This window comes from Pseudomonas sp. R2-60-08W (assembly GCF_003852335.1).
Lineage (GTDB): Bacteria > Pseudomonadota > Gammaproteobacteria > Pseudomonadales > Pseudomonadaceae > Aquipseudomonas.
Window position 1 is genome coordinate 3,978,981 of the sequence record NZ_CP027731.1, and the last position, 16,357, is coordinate 3,995,337.

The 16,357-nt window shown below is 62.4% G+C and carries 16 protein-coding genes; 10 read left to right on the forward strand and 6 right to left on the reverse strand.

Annotation, left to right across the window (positions count from 1 at the left end; translation table 11 throughout):
• Positions 1-11 precede the first annotated feature (11 nt).
• A complete protein-coding gene (locus C4J90_RS18060) occupies positions 12-947 on the reverse strand; it encodes a lipid A biosynthesis lauroyl acyltransferase (RefSeq protein ID WP_124420500.1) in 936 nt (311 codons plus the stop codon).
• 118 nt (positions 948-1,065) lie between these two features.
• On the opposite strand from C4J90_RS18060, the gene minC reads away from it, so the two are divergent.
• From minC to C4J90_RS18090, 7 genes are all read left to right on the forward strand, one after another.
• Positions 1,066-1,803, forward strand: a complete 738-nt coding sequence (minC, locus tag C4J90_RS18065) for a septum site-determining protein MinC (RefSeq protein WP_124363733.1) — start codon at positions 1,066-1,068, stop codon at positions 1,801-1,803.
• Between the two features lie 199 nt (positions 1,804-2,002).
• Positions 2,003-2,815, forward strand: coding sequence for a septum site-determining protein MinD (gene minD, locus C4J90_RS18070; protein WP_124363734.1), 813 nt, complete (start codon positions 2,003-2,005; stop codon positions 2,813-2,815).
• Positions 2,816-2,818: 3 nt separating this feature from the next.
• Positions 2,819-3,073, forward strand: a complete 255-nt coding sequence (gene minE / locus C4J90_RS18075) for a cell division topological specificity factor MinE (protein ID WP_003175252.1) — start codon at positions 2,819-2,821, stop codon at positions 3,071-3,073.
• Positions 3,074-3,169: 96 nt separating this feature from the next.
• Positions 3,170-3,805 (forward strand): RluA family pseudouridine synthase, encoded by a 636-nt coding sequence (locus tag C4J90_RS18080; RefSeq protein ID WP_124363735.1) that lies wholly within the window; start codon positions 3,170-3,172, stop codon positions 3,803-3,805.
• 183 nt (positions 3,806-3,988) lie between these two features.
• Positions 3,989-5,278: a M18 family aminopeptidase gene (locus C4J90_RS18085; protein WP_124363736.1), complete on the forward strand. Its 1,290-nt coding sequence runs from the start codon at positions 3,989-3,991 to the stop codon at positions 5,276-5,278.
• Positions 5,279-5,483: 205 nt separating this feature from the next.
• Positions 5,484-5,660 (forward strand): hypothetical protein, encoded by a 177-nt coding sequence (locus tag C4J90_RS26940; protein ID WP_164484560.1) that lies wholly within the window; start codon positions 5,484-5,486, stop codon positions 5,658-5,660.
• Between the two features lie 73 nt (positions 5,661-5,733).
• The gene (locus C4J90_RS18090) at positions 5,734-7,914 is read left to right on the forward strand and encodes a mechanosensitive ion channel family protein (protein ID WP_124420501.1); all 2,181 of its coding nucleotides are present in this window, start codon (positions 5,734-5,736) and stop codon (positions 7,912-7,914) included.
• 125 nt (positions 7,915-8,039) lie between these two features.
• Here C4J90_RS18090 and C4J90_RS18095 read toward each other — a convergent pair whose 3' ends face one another.
• From C4J90_RS18095 to C4J90_RS18115, 5 genes are all read right to left on the reverse strand, one after another.
• Complete coding sequence (locus tag C4J90_RS18095) at positions 8,040-8,261, reverse strand: MbtH family protein (RefSeq protein ID WP_057721389.1); 222 nt, start codon at positions 8,259-8,261, stop codon at positions 8,040-8,042.
• Positions 8,262-8,343: 82 nt separating this feature from the next.
• On the reverse strand, positions 8,344-9,744 hold the full coding sequence (locus C4J90_RS18100) for an aspartate aminotransferase family protein (RefSeq protein WP_124420502.1): 1,401 nt from the start codon (positions 9,742-9,744) through the stop codon (positions 8,344-8,346).
• Between the two features lie 142 nt (positions 9,745-9,886).
• Positions 9,887-10,654, reverse strand: a complete 768-nt coding sequence (locus tag C4J90_RS18105; protein WP_124420503.1) for an N-acetylmuramoyl-L-alanine amidase — start codon at positions 10,652-10,654, stop codon at positions 9,887-9,889.
• Positions 10,655-10,777: 123 nt separating this feature from the next.
• On the reverse strand, positions 10,778-12,097 hold the full coding sequence (locus tag C4J90_RS18110; protein WP_124420504.1) for an ATP-binding protein: 1,320 nt from the start codon (positions 12,095-12,097) through the stop codon (positions 10,778-10,780).
• Complete coding sequence (locus C4J90_RS18115; protein WP_124363741.1) at positions 12,097-12,777, reverse strand: response regulator; 681 nt, start codon at positions 12,775-12,777, stop codon at positions 12,097-12,099. The genes C4J90_RS18110 and C4J90_RS18115 overlap by 1 nt, the downstream gene beginning before the upstream one ends.
• Before the next feature lie 176 nt (positions 12,778-12,953).
• Between C4J90_RS18115 and dsbD the strand changes: the two genes are divergently transcribed.
• The 3 genes from dsbD to dsbG are packed head-to-tail and all read left to right on the forward strand — an operon-like array spanning position 12,954 to position 16,263.
• Positions 12,954-14,681 (forward strand): protein-disulfide reductase DsbD, encoded by a 1,728-nt coding sequence (dsbD, locus tag C4J90_RS18120; protein WP_124420505.1) that lies wholly within the window; start codon positions 12,954-12,956, stop codon positions 14,679-14,681.
• Entirely contained in the window at positions 14,681-15,526 is an 846-nt protein-coding gene (locus C4J90_RS18125; protein WP_124363743.1) for a TlpA disulfide reductase family protein, read from the forward strand. Before dsbD ends, C4J90_RS18125 begins: the two co-directional genes overlap by 1 nt.
• The gene (gene dsbG / locus C4J90_RS18130) at positions 15,502-16,263 is read left to right on the forward strand and encodes a thiol:disulfide interchange protein DsbG (RefSeq protein WP_124420506.1); all 762 of its coding nucleotides are present in this window, start codon (positions 15,502-15,504) and stop codon (positions 16,261-16,263) included. The genes C4J90_RS18125 and dsbG overlap by 25 nt, the downstream gene beginning before the upstream one ends.
• Positions 16,264-16,357: the final 94 nt, after the last annotated feature.

Consider the following 16,357-nt stretch of genomic DNA (forward strand, 5'->3'; position numbering starts at 1 on the left):
AAAGGTAAGTCTTACCGACGGCGTTTTTCGTACAGCTTGGGTTCACCCGGTGGCCGGCTCTTGAAGCGGCGGTGGGTCCACAGGTATTGCTCGGGGCAGTCGCGCACCGAGGCTTCGACCCACTGGTTGATGCGCAGGCAGTCGATTTCGTCAGTCTCGCCGGGGAAATCCGTCAAGGGTGCATGAATCACCAGTCGGTAACCGCTGCCATCGGCCAGGCGTTCCTGGGTGAACGGCACCACCAGGGCTTTGCCCAGGCGCGCGAACTTGCTGGTGGCCGTGACAGTGGCGGTCTGGATGCCGAACAGCGGCACGAAGATACTTTGCTTGGCGCCGTAGTCCTGGTCCGGTGCGTACCAGATCGCCCGGCCGGCGCGCAGCAGCTTGAGCATGCCGCGCACATCGTCGCGCTCCACCGCCAGGGAATCGAGGTTGTGGCGCTCCCGGCCACGGCGCTGGATAAAGTCGAAGAGTGGGTTGCCGTGCTCGCGGTACATGCCATCGATGGTGTGCTTTTGCCCGAGCAGGGCAGCGCCGATTTCCAGGGTGGTGAAGTGCAAGGCCATCAGGATCACGCCCTTGCCGTCCAATTGCGCCTGTTTGAGATGCTCCAACCCTTGCACATGGGCCAGGCGCGCCAGGCGCGGTTTGGGCCACCACCAGCTCATGGCCATCTCGAAGAAGGCGATACCGGTGGAGGCGAAATTTTCCTTGAGCAGGCGTTTGCGCTCTTTGGCGGATTTTTCCGGGAAGCACAATTCCAGGTTGCGCGCGGCGATGCGGCGACGCTCACCGGCCACGCGGTACATGCCCGCGCCCAGCAGGCGACCAATGGTCAGCAGCACGCGGTACGGCAGTTGGGTGACCAGCCACAGCAGGCCCAGCCCCAGCCATAATGGCCAAAAACGCGGGTGAAGAAATACAGCTCGAAAACGCGGGCGATCCATTACAGATTCCGGTAAAGACAAGGGCCGCGCATTCTACAACGGTTCGACTCGGCTTGCGGCGGGTGAGTGTTCTCGTTATAAGTCTCGACACTTTTCGTGACAAGCCGCTTTGCCGACCATGAGCCAAACCGAACCGCTAGACCAAGATCCCGTGTTCCAGCTGAAAGGCAGTATGCTCGCCATTACCGTGCTGGAACTGGCCCGCAATGACCTCGACGCCCTGGACCGCCAACTGGCCGCCAAGGTCGCCCTGGCGCCGAATTTCTTCAACAATGCCCCGCTGGTGCTGGCCCTGGACAAGCTGCCGGCCGGCCAGGGCGTCATCGACCTGCCCGGGCTGATGCGCGTGTGCCGCTCCCATGGCCTGCGGACCCTGGCGATTCGCGCCAGCCGTATCGAAGACATTGCCGCGGCCATCGCCATTGAACTGCCAGTACTGCCGCCGTCCGGCGCACGCGAGCGTCCGCTCGAACCATTGGTCGGTGAACAGAAGAAAAAACCGGAAAAACCACCGGAACCCACGATCCGGCCGACCAAGATCATCACCTCGCCCGTGCGCGGCGGGCAGCAGATTTACGCCCAGGGCGGCGACCTTGTGGTGGTGTCCTCGGTCAGCCCCGGCGCGGAACTTCTTGCCGATGGCAATATCCATGTATACGGCCCGATGCGCGGACGTGCCCTGGCCGGCATCAAGGGTGATACCAAGGCGCGTATTTTCTGCCAGCAGTTGACCGCTGAACTGGTTTCCATCGCGGGTCAGTACAAGGTGTCCGAAGACTTGCGCCGTGATCCGCTGTGGGGGGCTTCGGTACAGGTCAACCTGTCGGGCGATGTGTTGAACATCATCCGTCTTTAACGGATACTGCCGCATTTTCCAAGCATCTCTAGGCTCTGATAGCAAAGCGAAACCGGCAATACTTGCGTAGGACTAGTTGAAGTTGGTGTTTTCCCCGGGAAAACCCTGGCTTCTCCCTACAAAGGCTGTCCGCCTGCAGCGAGTTTCAAGAGATGTTTTTCAGGGACCAAAAGTCCTTTTTCCTTAGGGGTGAAACACCTTGGCCAAGATTCTCGTGGTTACATCCGGCAAGGGTGGTGTGGGTAAGACCACCACCAGCGCCGCTATCGGTACCGGCCTCGCTCTGCGCGGCCACAAGACAGTCATCGTCGACTTCGACGTGGGTTTGCGTAACCTCGACCTGATCATGGGCTGCGAACGCCGCGTGGTGTACGACTTCGTCAACGTGGTGAACGGCGAAGCCAACCTGCAACAGGCCCTGATCAAGGACAAGCGCCTTGAGAACCTGTATGTGCTGGCCGCCAGCCAGACCCGTGACAAAGACGCGCTGACCAAGGAAGGCGTAGGCAAAGTCCTCGCCGAACTGAAAGAAACCTTCGAATACGTGGTATGCGATTCCCCGGCCGGCATCGAAACCGGTGCTCACCTGGCGATGTACTTCGCCGATGAAGCCATCGTGGTGACCAACCCGGAAGTGTCCTCGGTACGTGACTCGGACCGTATGCTCGGTCTGCTGGCCAGCAAGTCCCAGCGCGCCGAAAAAGGCGAAGAGCCGATCAAGGAACACCTGCTGCTGACCCGCTACAACCCTGAGCGCGTCAGCAACGGCGAAATGCTCGGCGTTGAAGACGTCAAGGACATCCTCGCGGTGACCCTGCTGGGTGTGATCCCGGAATCCCAGGCCGTGCTGAAAGCTTCCAACCAGGGCGTGCCGGTGATTCTCGACGACCAGAGCGACGCCGGCCAGGCGTACAGCGATGCTGTGGACCGCCTGCTGGGCAAGACCGTGGAACACCGCTTCCTCGATGTCAAGAAGAAGGGATTCTTCGAGCGTATCTTTGGAGGCAATTGAACAATGAAATTTCTCGACTTCTTTCGCGCCAACAAAAAGCCAAGTACCGCGTCGGTCGCGAAAGAGCGTCTACAGATCATCGTGGCGCACGAACGCGGCCAACGCAGCACCCCGGATTACCTGCCAGCCTTGCAGAAGGAACTGGTCGAGGTGATCCGCAAGTACGTCAATATCGGCAACGATGACGTGCATGTCGCCCTGGAAAATGACGGCAGCTGCTCGATTCTGGAACTCAATATCACCCTGCCTGATCGTTGATCGAACAGGCGGCCGCCACGGCGGCTCGATCACCTTGATCCCTTTTCGGGAACCGGGTGGGCGAGCCGCCGTTGGCGTTTGTTACGAGGCTGTTTAATGCCGCTGTCCAACATCCATATCCTGCATCAGGACGACGCTGTCCTGGTGGTGAACAAGCCGACCCTGCTGCTCTCGGTGCCCGGCCGCGCCGACGACAACAAGGACTGCCTGATTACCCGCCTGCAGGAAAACGGCTACCCCGAAGCCCGCATCGTCCATCGCCTGGACTGGGAAACCTCGGGCATCATCCTGCTGGCGCGGGACGCTGATACCCACCGCGAACTGTCCCGCCAGTTTCACGACCGCGAAACAGAAAAGGCCTACACCGCCTTGGCTTGGGGCCAACCGGAACTGGACAGCGGCAGCATCGACCTGCCCTTGCGCTATGACCCGCCGACCAAGCCGCGCCATGTGGTCGACCATGAGTTCGGCAAGCACGCGCTGACTTTCTGGAAGGTGCTGGAACGTTGCGGTGACTGGTGCCGCGTCGAACTGACGCCGATCACCGGGCGCTCGCACCAGTTGCGCGTGCACATGTTGTCCATCGGCCACCCGCTGCTCGGCGATGGCCTATATGCCCACGAACAGGCCCTCGCCGCCTGGCCGCGCCTGTGCCTGCACGCGAGCATGCTGAGCTTCACTCACCCGCAAAGCGGTGAGCGCATGCGCTTCGAGTGCCCAGCACCCTTTTAAGCGGTGAACACGGTCAAATGTGGGAGGGGGCTTGCCCCCGATGGCAGTGGGTCAGCTAAACATTGGCTGACTGATACACCGCTATCGGGGGCAAGCCCCCTCCCACATTTTGTTCTGCGTCAGTTCTCGCCACCGAGTCAAACCAATACGGTAAACTCCGCGCATTGCTGTCTGGAGCTATTTATGCGCGAAGCGTTGAATCAAGGCCTGATCGACTTCCTCAAGGCCTCCCCTACTCCTTTTCATGCCACTGCCGCCCTCGCCCAGCGCCTGGAAGCGGCCGGTTACCAGCGTCTCGACGAGCGTGACACCTGGGCCACCGAAGCCAACGGTCGCTATTACGTGACCCGTAACGACTCCTCGATCATCGCGTTCAAACTGGGCCGCCATTCGCCGCTGCAAGACGGTATCCGTATGGTCGGCGCCCACACCGACAGCCCGTGTCTGCGGGTCAAGCCGCAGCCCGAGTTGCAACGCCAGGGTTTCTGGCAGTTAGGCGTGGAAGTCTACGGCGGCGCCTTGCTGGCCCCGTGGTTCGACCGCGACTTGTCCCTGGCCGGCCGCGTCACGTTCCGCCGCGATGGCAAGGTCGAAAGCCAGCTGATCGACTTCAAGCTGCCGATCGCCATCATTCCCAACCTGGCCATTCACCTGAACCGTGAGGCCAACCAGGGCTGGGCGATCAATGCCCAGACCGAACTGCCGCCGATCCTCGCGCAGTTTGCCGGTGACGAGCGCGTGGACTTTCGCGCCGTGCTCACCGAACAATTGGCTCGCGAGCATGGGCTGAACGCCGATGTGGTACTCGATTACGAGTTGAGCTTCTACGACACCCAAGGCGCTGCGGTGATCGGCCTCAATGGCGACTTCATTGCCGGTGCGCGTCTGGACAACCTGCTGTCGTGCTACGCCGGGTTGCAAGCCCTGCTCACCAGCGACACCGATGAAACCTGCGTGCTGGTGTGCAACGACCATGAAGAAGTCGGCTCCTGCTCGGCCTGCGGCGCCGATGGCCCGATGCTCGAACAGACCCTGCGCCGCCTGCTGCCAGAAGGTGAAGAATTCGTACGCACCATTCAGAAATCCCTGTTGGTGTCTGCGGACAACGCCCATGGCGTGCACCCGAACTACGCCGAGAAACACGACGCCAACCACGGCCCCAAGCTCAACGCCGGCCCGGTGATCAAGGTCAACAGCAACCAGCGCTACGCCACCAACAGCGAAACCGCCGGGTTCTTCCGCCACCTGTGCATGGCCCAGGAAGTGCCGGTGCAAAGCTTTGTAGTGCGCAGTGATATGGGCTGCGGCTCGACGATCGGGCCGATCACCGCCAGCCACCTGGGTGTGCGCACCGTGGACATCGGCCTGCCGACGTTTGCCATGCATTCCATCCGCGAGCTGTGTGGTAGCCATGACCTGGCGCATCTGGTGAAGGTATTAGGCGCCTTCTACGCCAGCCGCGACCTGCCCTGATTTGCCAGGCTGACTCGATCAAATGTGGGAGGGGGCTTGCCCCCGATGGCAGAGTGTCAGTCAAAGTATCTGTTGACTGACCTACCGCTATCGGGGCAAGCCCCCTCCCACATTGGTTATGTGTTCACCTGATCCATATCACCTGCATTTCCCATAATCCGACCTAGACTTGTCAGAACTCCCACTCCGACAAGGCCGTCGCCTGATGATCTCCATGTCCTCGTTCCACGCCATGCTTATCCCGATCATGATCGGCATGATCCTGCTTGCCGTCGGCTTCAACTTTCGCGACAAACCCCTTGGCGTATTCGGCATGTGGGTCGGCATGCTGCTGATCCTGGGCACCGTGGTGTACAAGATCCTCGCGAAACTGGTGGAATGACAAATGCGCTCGCATCTGGCATAGCGGCCTCGTACACTCGGTCAATTCGTCGTTTTCAAGGTTGACTGCCTCCGTGCTTTTCCGTCTGTTTGCCCTGCCCTGCTACCTGCTCATCGCCCTGCTCATCGCCCTGCTCACGCTGCTGCCGCTCACGTCCGCCCAAGCCGTGGGCTTGCCCGGAATGCTGGGCAGCTCCAACAAGGCCCAACCCCAGGCCGAGGTGCCCTTGGGGCAGTCGCTGGACGAGGTGATCAAAACCCTGGAGAACGACCAGCAGCGCACCCAGCTGCTGAGCGACTTGAAGAAACTGCGCGCCGCCACGCAAAAAGCCCAACCGGCGGCCGAACTCGGTGTGCTCGGCCTGATCGGCAGCACGCTGTCGGGCTTTGAACAGCAGTTCTCCGGCGCCGACAGCCCGCTGGGCCGCTGGTCCAATGAAGTCGACCTGGCCAGGGACGAACTCAGCGCGCTGATGTTGCCGGCCACTGAATGGCTGCCGATTATCTTTGGTTTTGCGGTGATCCTGGCGGTATGGAGCCTGCTGGCCGCCGCGCTGATCTGGCTCAGCCACCGCGTGCGCGAACGTTTCGGCCTGCCTGAAGAACTTCCGCAACACCCGCGCACCTGGGACATGCTGCGCTTCGCCCTGCGCAAACTCGGCCCGTGGTTGATCGCCCTGGTGATCACGGTTTACCTGAGCTACGCCCTGCCCTCGTCCCTGGGCAAATCCCTGGCGATGGTGCTGGCTTACGCCCTGGTCGTCGGCACTTGTTTCTCGGCAATCTGCGTGATTGCGTTTTCCCTGCTGGACGGCCCGCACCGCCACCGCGCCCTGTATATCCTGCGCCATCAGGCCTTCCGCCCGCTGTGGTGGATCGGCAGTTTCGCCGCCTTTGGTGAAGCCTTGAGCGACCCGCGGCTGGTCACTGCGCTCGGCCAGCACCTGGCTCATACGGCCGCAACCGTGGCCAATGTGATGGCGGCGCTGTCCACTGGCGTGTTCATCCTGCGCTTCCGTCGGCCGATCGCTCACCTGATCCGTAACCAACCACTGTCGCGCCGCCTGACGCGTCGCGCCCTCACCGATACCCTGTCGATCATCGGCACTTTCTGGTACTTGCCGGCATTGTTGCTGGTGGGTATTTCGCTGTTCGCCACCTTCCTGTCCGCCGGCGACACCAGCACCGCCCTGCGCCAATCGCTGCTGTGCACCGTGTTGCTGGTGTTGTGCATGGTGATCAACGGGCTCGTGCGGCGCCACGCCCTCAAGCCGCAACGCGGGCACAAGCGCCATGCGCTGTACTCCGACCGCCTGAAAAGCTTCGTCTACACCCTGGCGCACCTGGCGGTGTGGTTGGTGTTCATCGAACTGGGCCTGCGCGTGTGGGGCCTGTCACTGATTCGCTTCACCGAAGGCGACGGCCATGAAATCAGCGTCAAACTGTTCAGCCTCGGCGGGACTTTACTGTTTGCCTGGCTGATCTGGATTCTCAGCGACACCGCGATCCATCATGCCCTGACCCGCTCGCGCAAAGGCCTGGCCAACGCGCGTGCGCAAACCATGATGCCGTTGATCCGCAACGTGCTGTTCGTGACGATCTTTATCATCGCCGCCATCGTCGCCCTGGCGAACATGGGCATGAACGTCACGCCACTGCTGGCCGGTGCCGGTGTGATCGGCCTGGCGATCGGTTTCGGTGCGCAGTCGCTGGTGGCCGACCTGATCACCGGCCTGTTCATCATTATCGAAGACTCCCTGGCCATCGATGACTACGTGGACGTCGGCGGCCACCTCGGCACCGTCGAAGGGCTGACCATCCGCACCGTGCGCCTGCGCGATATCGACGGCATCGTGCACACCATTCCCTTCAGCGAGATCAAGAGCATCAAGAACTACTCGCGGGAATTCGGCTACGCGATCTTTCGCGTGGCGATCCCGTACAACATGGAGATCGACGACGCGATCAAGCTGATGCGCGATGTCGGCCACGCCATGCGCAATGACCCACTGCAACGCCGCAATATCTGGTCGCCGCTGGAGATTCAGGGCGTGGAGAGTTTTGAATCGGGCAGCGCGATCCTGCGCGCACGGTTCAAGACGGCGCCGATCAAGCAGTGGGAAGTGTCGCGGGCGTTCAACCTGTCACTCAAGCGGCATCTGGATGAAGCCGGGCTCGACCTGGCGACACCGCGCTTGAGTGTGCAGGTGGTGACGGGAGCATCAGGCGCATTGGAGAAAGAGAAGAGCCTCTAGAAGGCGACACTGTCTAAATGTGGGAGGGGGCTTGCCCCCGATGGCGGTGGATCAGTCAACAAATACAGTGACTGACACTCCGCTATCGGGAGCAAGCCCCCTCCCACATTTTTGATCAGTGGTGCTCAGGCGAGTGCAGCGCCATCCATCTTCTGGCGCAAGCTCAGCGGACGCATATCCGTCCAATTCTCTTCGATATAGGCCAGGCACTCTTTCTTCATGCCGCTCTTGCCCACGGTTCGCCAGCCTTCCGGCACGGCCTTGTAGTCGGGCCAGATCGAATACTGTTCTTCGTGGTTGACCACTACCTGAAACAGGATGTCGTCGCGGTCAAATACTGAGGTCATTGCGGTTCTCCGTCGCTCAAAGGCTGGCCGCGCACCATGCGCAGCGCTGATATCTCTAGAAACGTTTCAGGGACCGGGAAAATTAGAGGCTGGCGAGCGCCGCCGCCACGGCGCGCCCGAAGATCTCGGCGACCCGGTCGATCTCGGCGGCAGTGATCACCAGCGGCGGCAGGAAACGCACCACGCCGCCATGCCGCCCGCCCAGCTCGAGGATCAGGCCGCGCTTGAGGCATTCACGTTGTACCAACGGCGCGAGCTGGCGATGCACCGGTGGGTGGCCTTGGATGTCGCGCGTGCCATCCGGGTCAACCAGCTCCACGCCGAGCATCAACCCACGCCCGCGAATATCTCCCAGGTGCGGGAAGTCGCGCTGCAGCAGGCGCAGATGTTCACCCAGGCGCTCGCCCATCGCCGCCGCATGCGCGGCCAGGTCGTGTTCCTTGAGGTAGCGCATCACTGCCGAACCCGCCGCCATTGCCATCTGATTGCCACGGAAGGTCCCGGCATGGGCGCCCGGCAACCAGGTGTCGAGCCAGTCGCGGTACACCACCACCGCCAGCGGCAGGCTGCCACCAATGGCTTTGGACATCACCACCACGTCCGGGATGATCCCCGCGTGTTCGAAGGCGAACATTTTGCCTGTACGGCCAAAGCCACTCTGGATCTCATCAACGATCAGCGCGACGCCCGCCTGTTCGGTGATACGCCGCAGGCCGCGCAGCCAGTCGAGATCGGCCGGGACCACGCCGCCCTCACCCTGCACCACTTCGACAATCACCGCTGCCGGCGGCAACACGCCGCCTTCGGGATCGTTGAGCAGGTTTTCCAGGTAATGCAGGTTGACCCGCACGCCCTGCGCGCCGCCCAGGCCGAACGGGCAGCGGTAGTCGTAGGGGAATGGTAGGAATTGCACGCCATTGCCAAGCAATGCGCCCAGCGGCTTCTTCGGCCCGAGGCTGCCCATCAGGCTCAACGCGCCCTGGCTCATGCCGTGATAACCGCCCTGGAACGACAACACCGTACTGCGCCCGGTGGCGGTGCGTACCAGCTTCAAGGCCGCTTCCACCGCATCGGTACCGGTGGGGCCGCAGAACTGGATTTTCGCCTCGCGCGCCAGTTCCGGCGGCAGCAGGCCGAACAAATCCTGCACGAACTGATCCTTGACCGGCGTGGTCAGGTCCAGAGTGTGCAACGGCAACTCATCGCTCAACACTTGTTGAATGGCCTGGATCACCACCGGGTGGTTATGGCCGAGCGCCAGGGTGCCCGCGCCGGCCAGGCAGTCAATGAAACTGCGGCCTTCCACATCTTCCACATAGATACCCTTGGCCCGCTTGAGCGCCAGGGGAATGCGCCGCGGGTAGCTGCGGGCATTGGACTCCTGCTGGCGCTGGCGGGCCAGCAACGGGCTGTCGTCGAACTGGTAGAGCGTTTCGCTGACGTGCACAGGCGCGGCTTCGATGGGGCTGGTGGCGACTGACATCTCTCGATCCCTCAGGTGGTGGTCCGTGGGATGGGGAGTACGCACGGACTTCATGTTCTGAAGACGCATCAGCGAGAAGAGGATTTAGGGGCCGGTGTTATGTAACTGATGAATGAAATCCAAATGTGAAAGGCGTTCGGCTTTAGAGCCCGCGGTATTTTTCATTCAGCGCGTACAGGATCGCGCAGGTCTCAGCATCGAGAAGCCCAGCGTAATCCCGCGCCCGAAAGTGCATTTGAAACGCCCGGGTCCGCTGTTCAAAGGCTTGGCGGTTCCACGCCGGTTTGTAGCCATACCGCTGAAAGGCCCGCTCTACTTCCACCTCCGGCGGCAAGCTCAGGCAAAACCGGCGTTGGTACATCGCTCGGGTCGCCTCGTCAAACCAGGCGCCTACCCCGGCTTCATACAGGCAGCGCCAGGGCAACTGAGGTCCCGGATCGCTTTTGCGCCAGTACGCCACATCCGAATGCCCGAGAATATCCACCGGTCCGATCTGCGGATAACGCTCCAGGATATCGCGCACCAGCGTAATCAAAACCTCTACCTGTTGCTCGCGATACGCCGGGAAGGTGAACACGCCTTTGTCATCGCGCGCCAGGTTGACGATTTCGATGCCAATCGCGCGACTGTTGAGGTTATCCCGCCCGTCCCAATGACTCGCCCCGGCATGCCAGGCGCGCTTATCTTCGGGCACCAGGCGAAACACGCGCAGTTCGTCATAGCCGGCGGCGCGGTAGGCCGGTTCGTCAGGATCGGGCAGCAGATAGTGAGCGCTGACCCCGTTCTGGGTCAGGGTGCGCAAGGACGATACAAAGGGCGCCGCGGTGTAATGCAAGAGTACTTGCCCCACCGGCTCGCCGTTACGTTCGTTGAAGTCCCTGGCAGGGAAACTGGTATCGATGACCAACATAAGATCCGTCCTTTTCAGTACGGGCCGAATCATTCGGCCCTTTCAAGCGCAAAAAAATTACCGCCATCCTGAAGACTTGCGCTTCGGGCGGGCGGTAATTATTTGGCACTTGTAGAAAAGCGATCAGTGTCGCAACGGCATACCCAACTCAACCCGCAGGCCATCGGCCTGGCTGTCGAACGTCAACGAGCAAGCGCAGCGCTGGACGATCGCTTGAACAATCGCCAGGCCCAGGCCACAGCCTTCGCTGCTGCCATTGCGCCAGAAGCGTTGGGTGAGATATTGCAGGTCTTCGCTGGATATCTGCGGGCCATGGTCACGCACGCGGAATATCACCTTGTCAGCGCTGGACGACACCTTCAGCTCCACCCGGGTATCGGCCGGGGTGTGACGCAAGGCGTTGTCCAGCAGGTTGCGCAAGGCCGCGACGGCCAGGCCCACGGGCATGTCCACCGGTGTGGCGGCAAGGCTGTCCGCCAGGATCAGGTCGATGCGCGAATTGTCCCCGGCGTTGGCGTCCTGGATCGCCAACCTGGCAACGTCCTCGGCGCTGGACTGCAAGCCATCGTCAAACGACAAGCTGCCCTCCACCCGCGCCAGCAGCAACAGTTGCTCCAGGGTGCGATGCAAGCGGTCGGCGCCTTCCTCGGCGTGGGCCAGGGACTGGTCACGGGCCGCGCCTTCGGTCATGCGGGCCACTTGCAGGTGGGTCTTGATCGCGGTCAACGGGCTGCGCAGTTCATGGGCGGCGTCGCCGGTCAGGCGGCGCTCACGTTCGATGGTCTTGGCGATGCGTTGCAACAGTTGGTTCTGGGTGTCGAGCAACGGCTTGAGTTCACTGGGCAGCGGGTGGATCTGCAGCGGCTCGAGCGAGTCGGCGCTGCGGCGCATCAAAGCGTCACGCATACGATTGAGCGGCACCAGGCTCTGGCCGATGCCCAGCCACAGCAAGCACAGGCATCCCAGCAAGGCCACGCCGACCGGCACTGAGGCCGCCAGCAGGATCGACAGGTTCAGCGCCTCGCGCTCCACCTGACGGTCGGCGGTGGTGATCAGCAGGTCGCCACGGGACAGGGTGAAACTGCGCCAGCCCACGCCATCGATTATCTGGTCGCGAAAACCGCTCTTGCGCGACTCCAGCCCCTCATCCGGCGTGGTATGGCTGCGCGCCAGGATTTCGCCATGCAGGGAACTGACCTGGCAGGCCATGCCCCCCGGTACATTGAGTTGTTCGGTGCGCAAATGGGTGCCGGCGCCGACGCTGGCCAGGCCCGGCATCTGTTCGGTCAGCCCGGCCACCATGCGCGCCGAGGCGACCAGGCGCTGGTCGAGGGAAAACATCATCTGGTTGCGCAGGTCGTTGAGCATCCAGGCCGCCGCCAGGGCCCAGATCAACACAAACGCGGCGCCGAGCTTGAACGTCAGGCGCAGGCGCAGGCTCATCACGAAGCATCCTCTCCCGCATCGGCCGGGCCCAGGCGATAGCCGAGGCCGCGCACGGTCTCGACGATGCCATTGCCCAATTTGCGCCGCAGGTGGTGGATATGCACATTGAGCGCGTTGCTTTCCAGTTCGTCGTTGAACCCGTAGACGCTGTCCTTGAGCTGCTCGCTGGAGAGCACACGGCCCTTGTTGTGCAGCAAGGCCTGCAACAGCGCTTGTTCACGGCGCGACAGGTCCACCGGCTGGCCGCCCAGGAAAGTCTCGCGGCTGCTGGGGTCATACGCCAGGCGGCCATGTTCGATCAGGTTGACGCTGCGCCCCGCCACGCGGCGCAGCAGGGTTTGCAGGCGGGCGGCGAGTTCGCGCAGGTCGAAGGGCTTGAGCAGGTAATCATCGGCCCCCGCCTGCAGACCGTCGACGCGGTTGGTCACCGAGTCACGCGCGGTGAGGATCAGCACCGGAATTTCCAGGCCCTGGCTGCGCTGTTGTTGCAGCAGTTTCAGGCCGTCTTCGTCGGGCAGGCCGAGGTCGAGCACCATGATGTCGAAGGTCGCCGCCCTGAGCATCGCCCTGGCCGCCGCCGCTGTGCCCACGCGTTCGACCGTGAAACCCTGGGCGGTGAGGCCGGCCACGATGCCGCTGGCGATCAGTTCGTCGTCTTCACAGACCAGTACGTGCATGCTGAACCCTTCATGAAAGATGCGGGTGATTAGAAAAGGCACGGATTAAGCGCGCATTATGCCGCGAACTTCGCAACACCAGACAATCCCTACACTCTAGAATAGCGCCCGGTTAATCATCGGTTAATCAACGCCACACATTGTGTGCCTCACTTGTATCGAACTAAGGCTGGACCATGCGGCATCTATTGACCTTTCTGCTGGTATTGTTCGCGGGGCTGGCCCAGGCTGCGCCGGGCAACCCTTTCGAGACCAAACCTGATTTCCTGCCGGTGGGCAAAGCGTTCACCTTTACCTCCGAACGTCTTGAAAGTGGCGAGACCCAGCTGTATTGGCAAATTGCCGACGGTTACTACCTGTACCAGCAGCGCATGAAATTCGACGGCCTGGCCAAGAAGCCCGTGTTGCCTCAGGGCGAAGCCCATAGCGATGAGTTCTTCGGCGAACAGCAAGTGTATCGCCAGGGCCTGGAAGTGAAGATCCCGGCCGGCGCTACCGGCAAGGTCAAACTGGGCTGGCAGGGCTGCGCCGATGCCGGCCTGTGCTATCCGCCGCAATCGATCACCGTGGACCTGGGCGGCAACCCGGCGGCCGCCGCCACCGCCCAGGCCCAGGATCAGAGCCTGGCCAGCGGCCTGCAACAGCGCAGCCTGGGTTGGAGCCTGTTGATCTTTTTCGGCCTGGGCCTGTTGTTGGCGTTTGCGCCCTGCTCGCTGCCGATGCTGCCGATCCTCGCCGGGCTGGTGGTTGGCAGCGGTGCCAGCCCGCGTCGCGGCTTTGCCCTGGCCAGCAGCTACGTGGTGTGCATGGCCCTGGTATATGCCGCGCTGGGCGTAATGGCCGCATTGCTCGGCGGCAACCTTGCCGCACTGCTGCAAACCCCGTGGATCCTCGGCAGTTTCGCCGCGTTGTTCGTGCTCCTTGCCCTGCCGATGTTCGGCTTCTTTGAACTGCAACTGCCGGCCTTCCTGCGCGATCGCCTGGACCATGTCAGCCGCAAGCAAAGCGGTGGCAGCCTGATCGGTGCCGGCATTCTCGGCGCGTTGTCCGGCCTGCTGGTGGGCCCGTGCATGACCGCCCCCCTGGCCGGCGCCTTGCTGTATATCGCCCAGAGCGGCAATGCGCTGCACGGTGGCCTGATCCTGTTTGCCATGGGCATCGGCATCGGCATTCCGCTGTTGCTGCTGGTCACCGTGGGCAACCGGTTCCTGCCCAAGCCGGGCACCTGGATGAACGTGCTCAAGGGCATCTTCGGCTTCCTGTTTCTCGGCACCGCCGTGCTGATGATTCGCCCGGTGGTCGACGCAAGCCTGTGGATCGGCCTGTGGGGCGCGCTGGCGCTGGTCATGGCCTATTGTGGCTGGGCCCTGGCCCGTGAATACGGCCTGGCCGCCAAGGTGTGTGGCGCCGGTTCCCTGCTGCTGGGACTGTGGGGCGCGATATTGGTAGTGGGCGCGGCGGGTGGCAGCGATGAGCTGTGGCAACCGCTGAAGGTCTACAGCGGCGCGCAGGTCGCGGCCACCGCCAGCGCGCACGATGCGTTCGTGACCATCAACGACCCCGCCGCCCTGCAAAGCCAGCTCGACAGCGCCAAGGCCCAGGGCCAATGGGTGCTGGTGGATTACTACGCCGACTGGTGCGTGTCGTGCAAGATCATGGAAAAACAGGTATTCGGTAGACCTGAAGTGATGGATGCCTTGAAAGACGTGCGCCTGCTGCGCCTGGACGTCACCGCCGACAACGCCGCCAGCCGCGAACTGCTTGGCCGTTATAAAGTCCCTGGGCCACCGAGCTTCGTGTGGATCGGCCCGGACGGTGAAGAACGCCGCGCCCAGCGCATCACTGGCGAAGTGGATGCCGCCGCCTTCCTGCAACGCTGGACGCAAACCCGAGACGCGCGCTGATGCTGACCCTCACCATCGGCACCTTCGCCATCGCCCTGAATCATATCCTGCTGATCAGCGCGCTGATTCTTGCCACCCTGGTGGGCTGGCGCGTGGCCAAGCGTGGCGGTGAAAACCCCGAATCGGTGCTGTTCAGCCTGTTCCTGCTCGGCATGCTGACCGCGCGCGTCAGCTTTGTACTGATGTACTGGAGCGATTACCGCAACGACTGGCTGCAGATGGTCGACCTGCGCGACGGCGGCTTTCTCGCCTGGCCAGGCGTTATCGCCTTGGTGCTGGGAGCGCTGGCCTACGGCTGGCGGCGCCCGGCCCTGCGCAAGCCACTGAGTGCCGGGGTAATCAGCGGCCTGGTGTTCTGGGGCATGGCCAGCCTGTCCCTGAACCTTTACGACAAGGGCTCGCAACTGCCGGACATCACCTTGCGCGATGCCAATGGCAATGTAGTGCAACTGGCCGATTACAAAGGCGGCCCGCTGGTGATCAACCTCTGGGCCACCTGGTGCCCGCCGTGCCGTCGGGAAATGCCGGTGCTGGAACGCGCGCAACACCAACGCCCGGACGTCACCTTCCTGTTCGTCAACCAGGCCGAGAGCATGCAAAGCGTCAGCACTTACCTGGCCACCCAGGGCCTGAACCTCGACAACGTGCTGTTCGACGCCAGCGGTCGCCTCGGCCAGGCCGTGGGTTCCATGGCCTTGCCCACCACGCTGTTCTATACCGCCGACGGGCGCCTGATCAACAGCCACCTTGGCGAACTGTCCCAAGCCAGCCTGGCCCGTGCCATGGAACCCTTCGACACCGCCCCACAAAGGAAACCGACATGCCTCGCCTCCGCCACCTGCTGACCCTGCTGCCTTTGACGCTCGCCGCCACCCTGGCCCAGGCCGAAGACTGGCCGGCCCCGATCAAACAGATCGAAGCCAAGGGCGCTAAAATCCTCGGCAAATTCGACGCCCCCAGCGGCCTCACCGGCTACGCCGCGCAGTACCAGAACCGCGGCATGGCGCTGTACCTGACCGCCGACGGCAAAAGCGTGATCGCCGGCAACCTGTACGACGCCCAGGGCAATGACCTGAGCAGCGCGCCGCTGGAGAAACTGGTGTACGCGCCGATGGCCAAGGAAGTCTGGGCCAAGATGGAAAAGAGCAACTGGATCCAGGACGGCGACGTCAACGCGCCACGTACCGTCTACCTGTTCAGCGACCCCAACTGCCCCTACTGCAACATGTTCTGGGAACAGGCTCGCCCATGGGTGAAGGCCGGCAAGGTCCAACTGCGCCACATCATGGTCGGCATCATCCGCGAAGACAGCCCAGGCAAATCCGCCGCGCTGCTTGCCGCCAAAGACCCGCAAAAAGCCTTGGAAGAACACGAGGGCGCCGGCAAGGGCAGCAAGTTGCAGGCGTTGACCAAGATCCCAGCGGATATCGAGGCCAAGCTCGATGCCAATATGAAGTTGATGGAAGAACTGGAATTGTCGGCGACGCCGGCGATTTTCTATCTGGATGACAAGGGTGGCTTGCAGCAACAGCAAGGGGCGCCGTCGCCGGATAAGTTGGTGAAGATACTGGGGCCTAAGTGAGTCCCTCGCGAGGGACTCAATAAAAAGGCCTCCATACAGCGGAGGCCCTTGGTTTGCTAAAGATCACTCACTTGAGGCAAACCTCTACACCCTG

Coding starts and splice junctions, on each gene's coding strand:
- C4J90_RS18060 (WP_124420500.1), bottom strand. CDS start 947: ATGGATCGCCCGCGTTTTCGAGCTGTATTTCTTCACCCGCGTTTTTGG.
- minC (WP_124363733.1), top strand. CDS start 1,066: ATGAGCCAAACCGAACCGCTAGACCAAGATCCCGTGTTCCAGCTGAAA.
- minE (WP_003175252.1), top strand. CDS start 2,819: ATGAAATTTCTCGACTTCTTTCGCGCCAACAAAAAGCCAAGTACCGCG.
- C4J90_RS18080 (WP_124363735.1), top strand. CDS start 3,170: ATGCCGCTGTCCAACATCCATATCCTGCATCAGGACGACGCTGTCCTG.
- C4J90_RS18085 (WP_124363736.1), top strand. CDS start 3,989: ATGCGCGAAGCGTTGAATCAAGGCCTGATCGACTTCCTCAAGGCCTCC.
- C4J90_RS26940 (WP_164484560.1), top strand. CDS start 5,484: ATGATCTCCATGTCCTCGTTCCACGCCATGCTTATCCCGATCATGATC.
- C4J90_RS18095 (WP_057721389.1), bottom strand. CDS start 8,261: ATGACCTCAGTATTTGACCGCGACGACATCCTGTTTCAGGTAGTGGTC.
- C4J90_RS18100 (WP_124420502.1), bottom strand. CDS start 9,744: ATGTCAGTCGCCACCAGCCCCATCGAAGCCGCGCCTGTGCACGTCAGC.
- C4J90_RS18105 (WP_124420503.1), bottom strand. CDS start 10,654: ATGTTGGTCATCGATACCAGTTTCCCTGCCAGGGACTTCAACGAACGT.
- C4J90_RS18110 (WP_124420504.1), bottom strand. CDS start 12,097: ATGAGCCTGCGCCTGCGCCTGACGTTCAAGCTCGGCGCCGCGTTTGTG.
- C4J90_RS18115 (WP_124363741.1), bottom strand. CDS start 12,777: ATGCACGTACTGGTCTGTGAAGACGACGAACTGATCGCCAGCGGCATC.
- dsbD (WP_124420505.1), top strand. CDS start 12,954: ATGCGGCATCTATTGACCTTTCTGCTGGTATTGTTCGCGGGGCTGGCC.
- C4J90_RS18125 (WP_124363743.1), top strand. CDS start 14,681: ATGCTGACCCTCACCATCGGCACCTTCGCCATCGCCCTGAATCATATC.
- dsbG (WP_124420506.1), top strand. CDS start 15,502: ATGCCTCGCCTCCGCCACCTGCTGACCCTGCTGCCTTTGACGCTCGCC.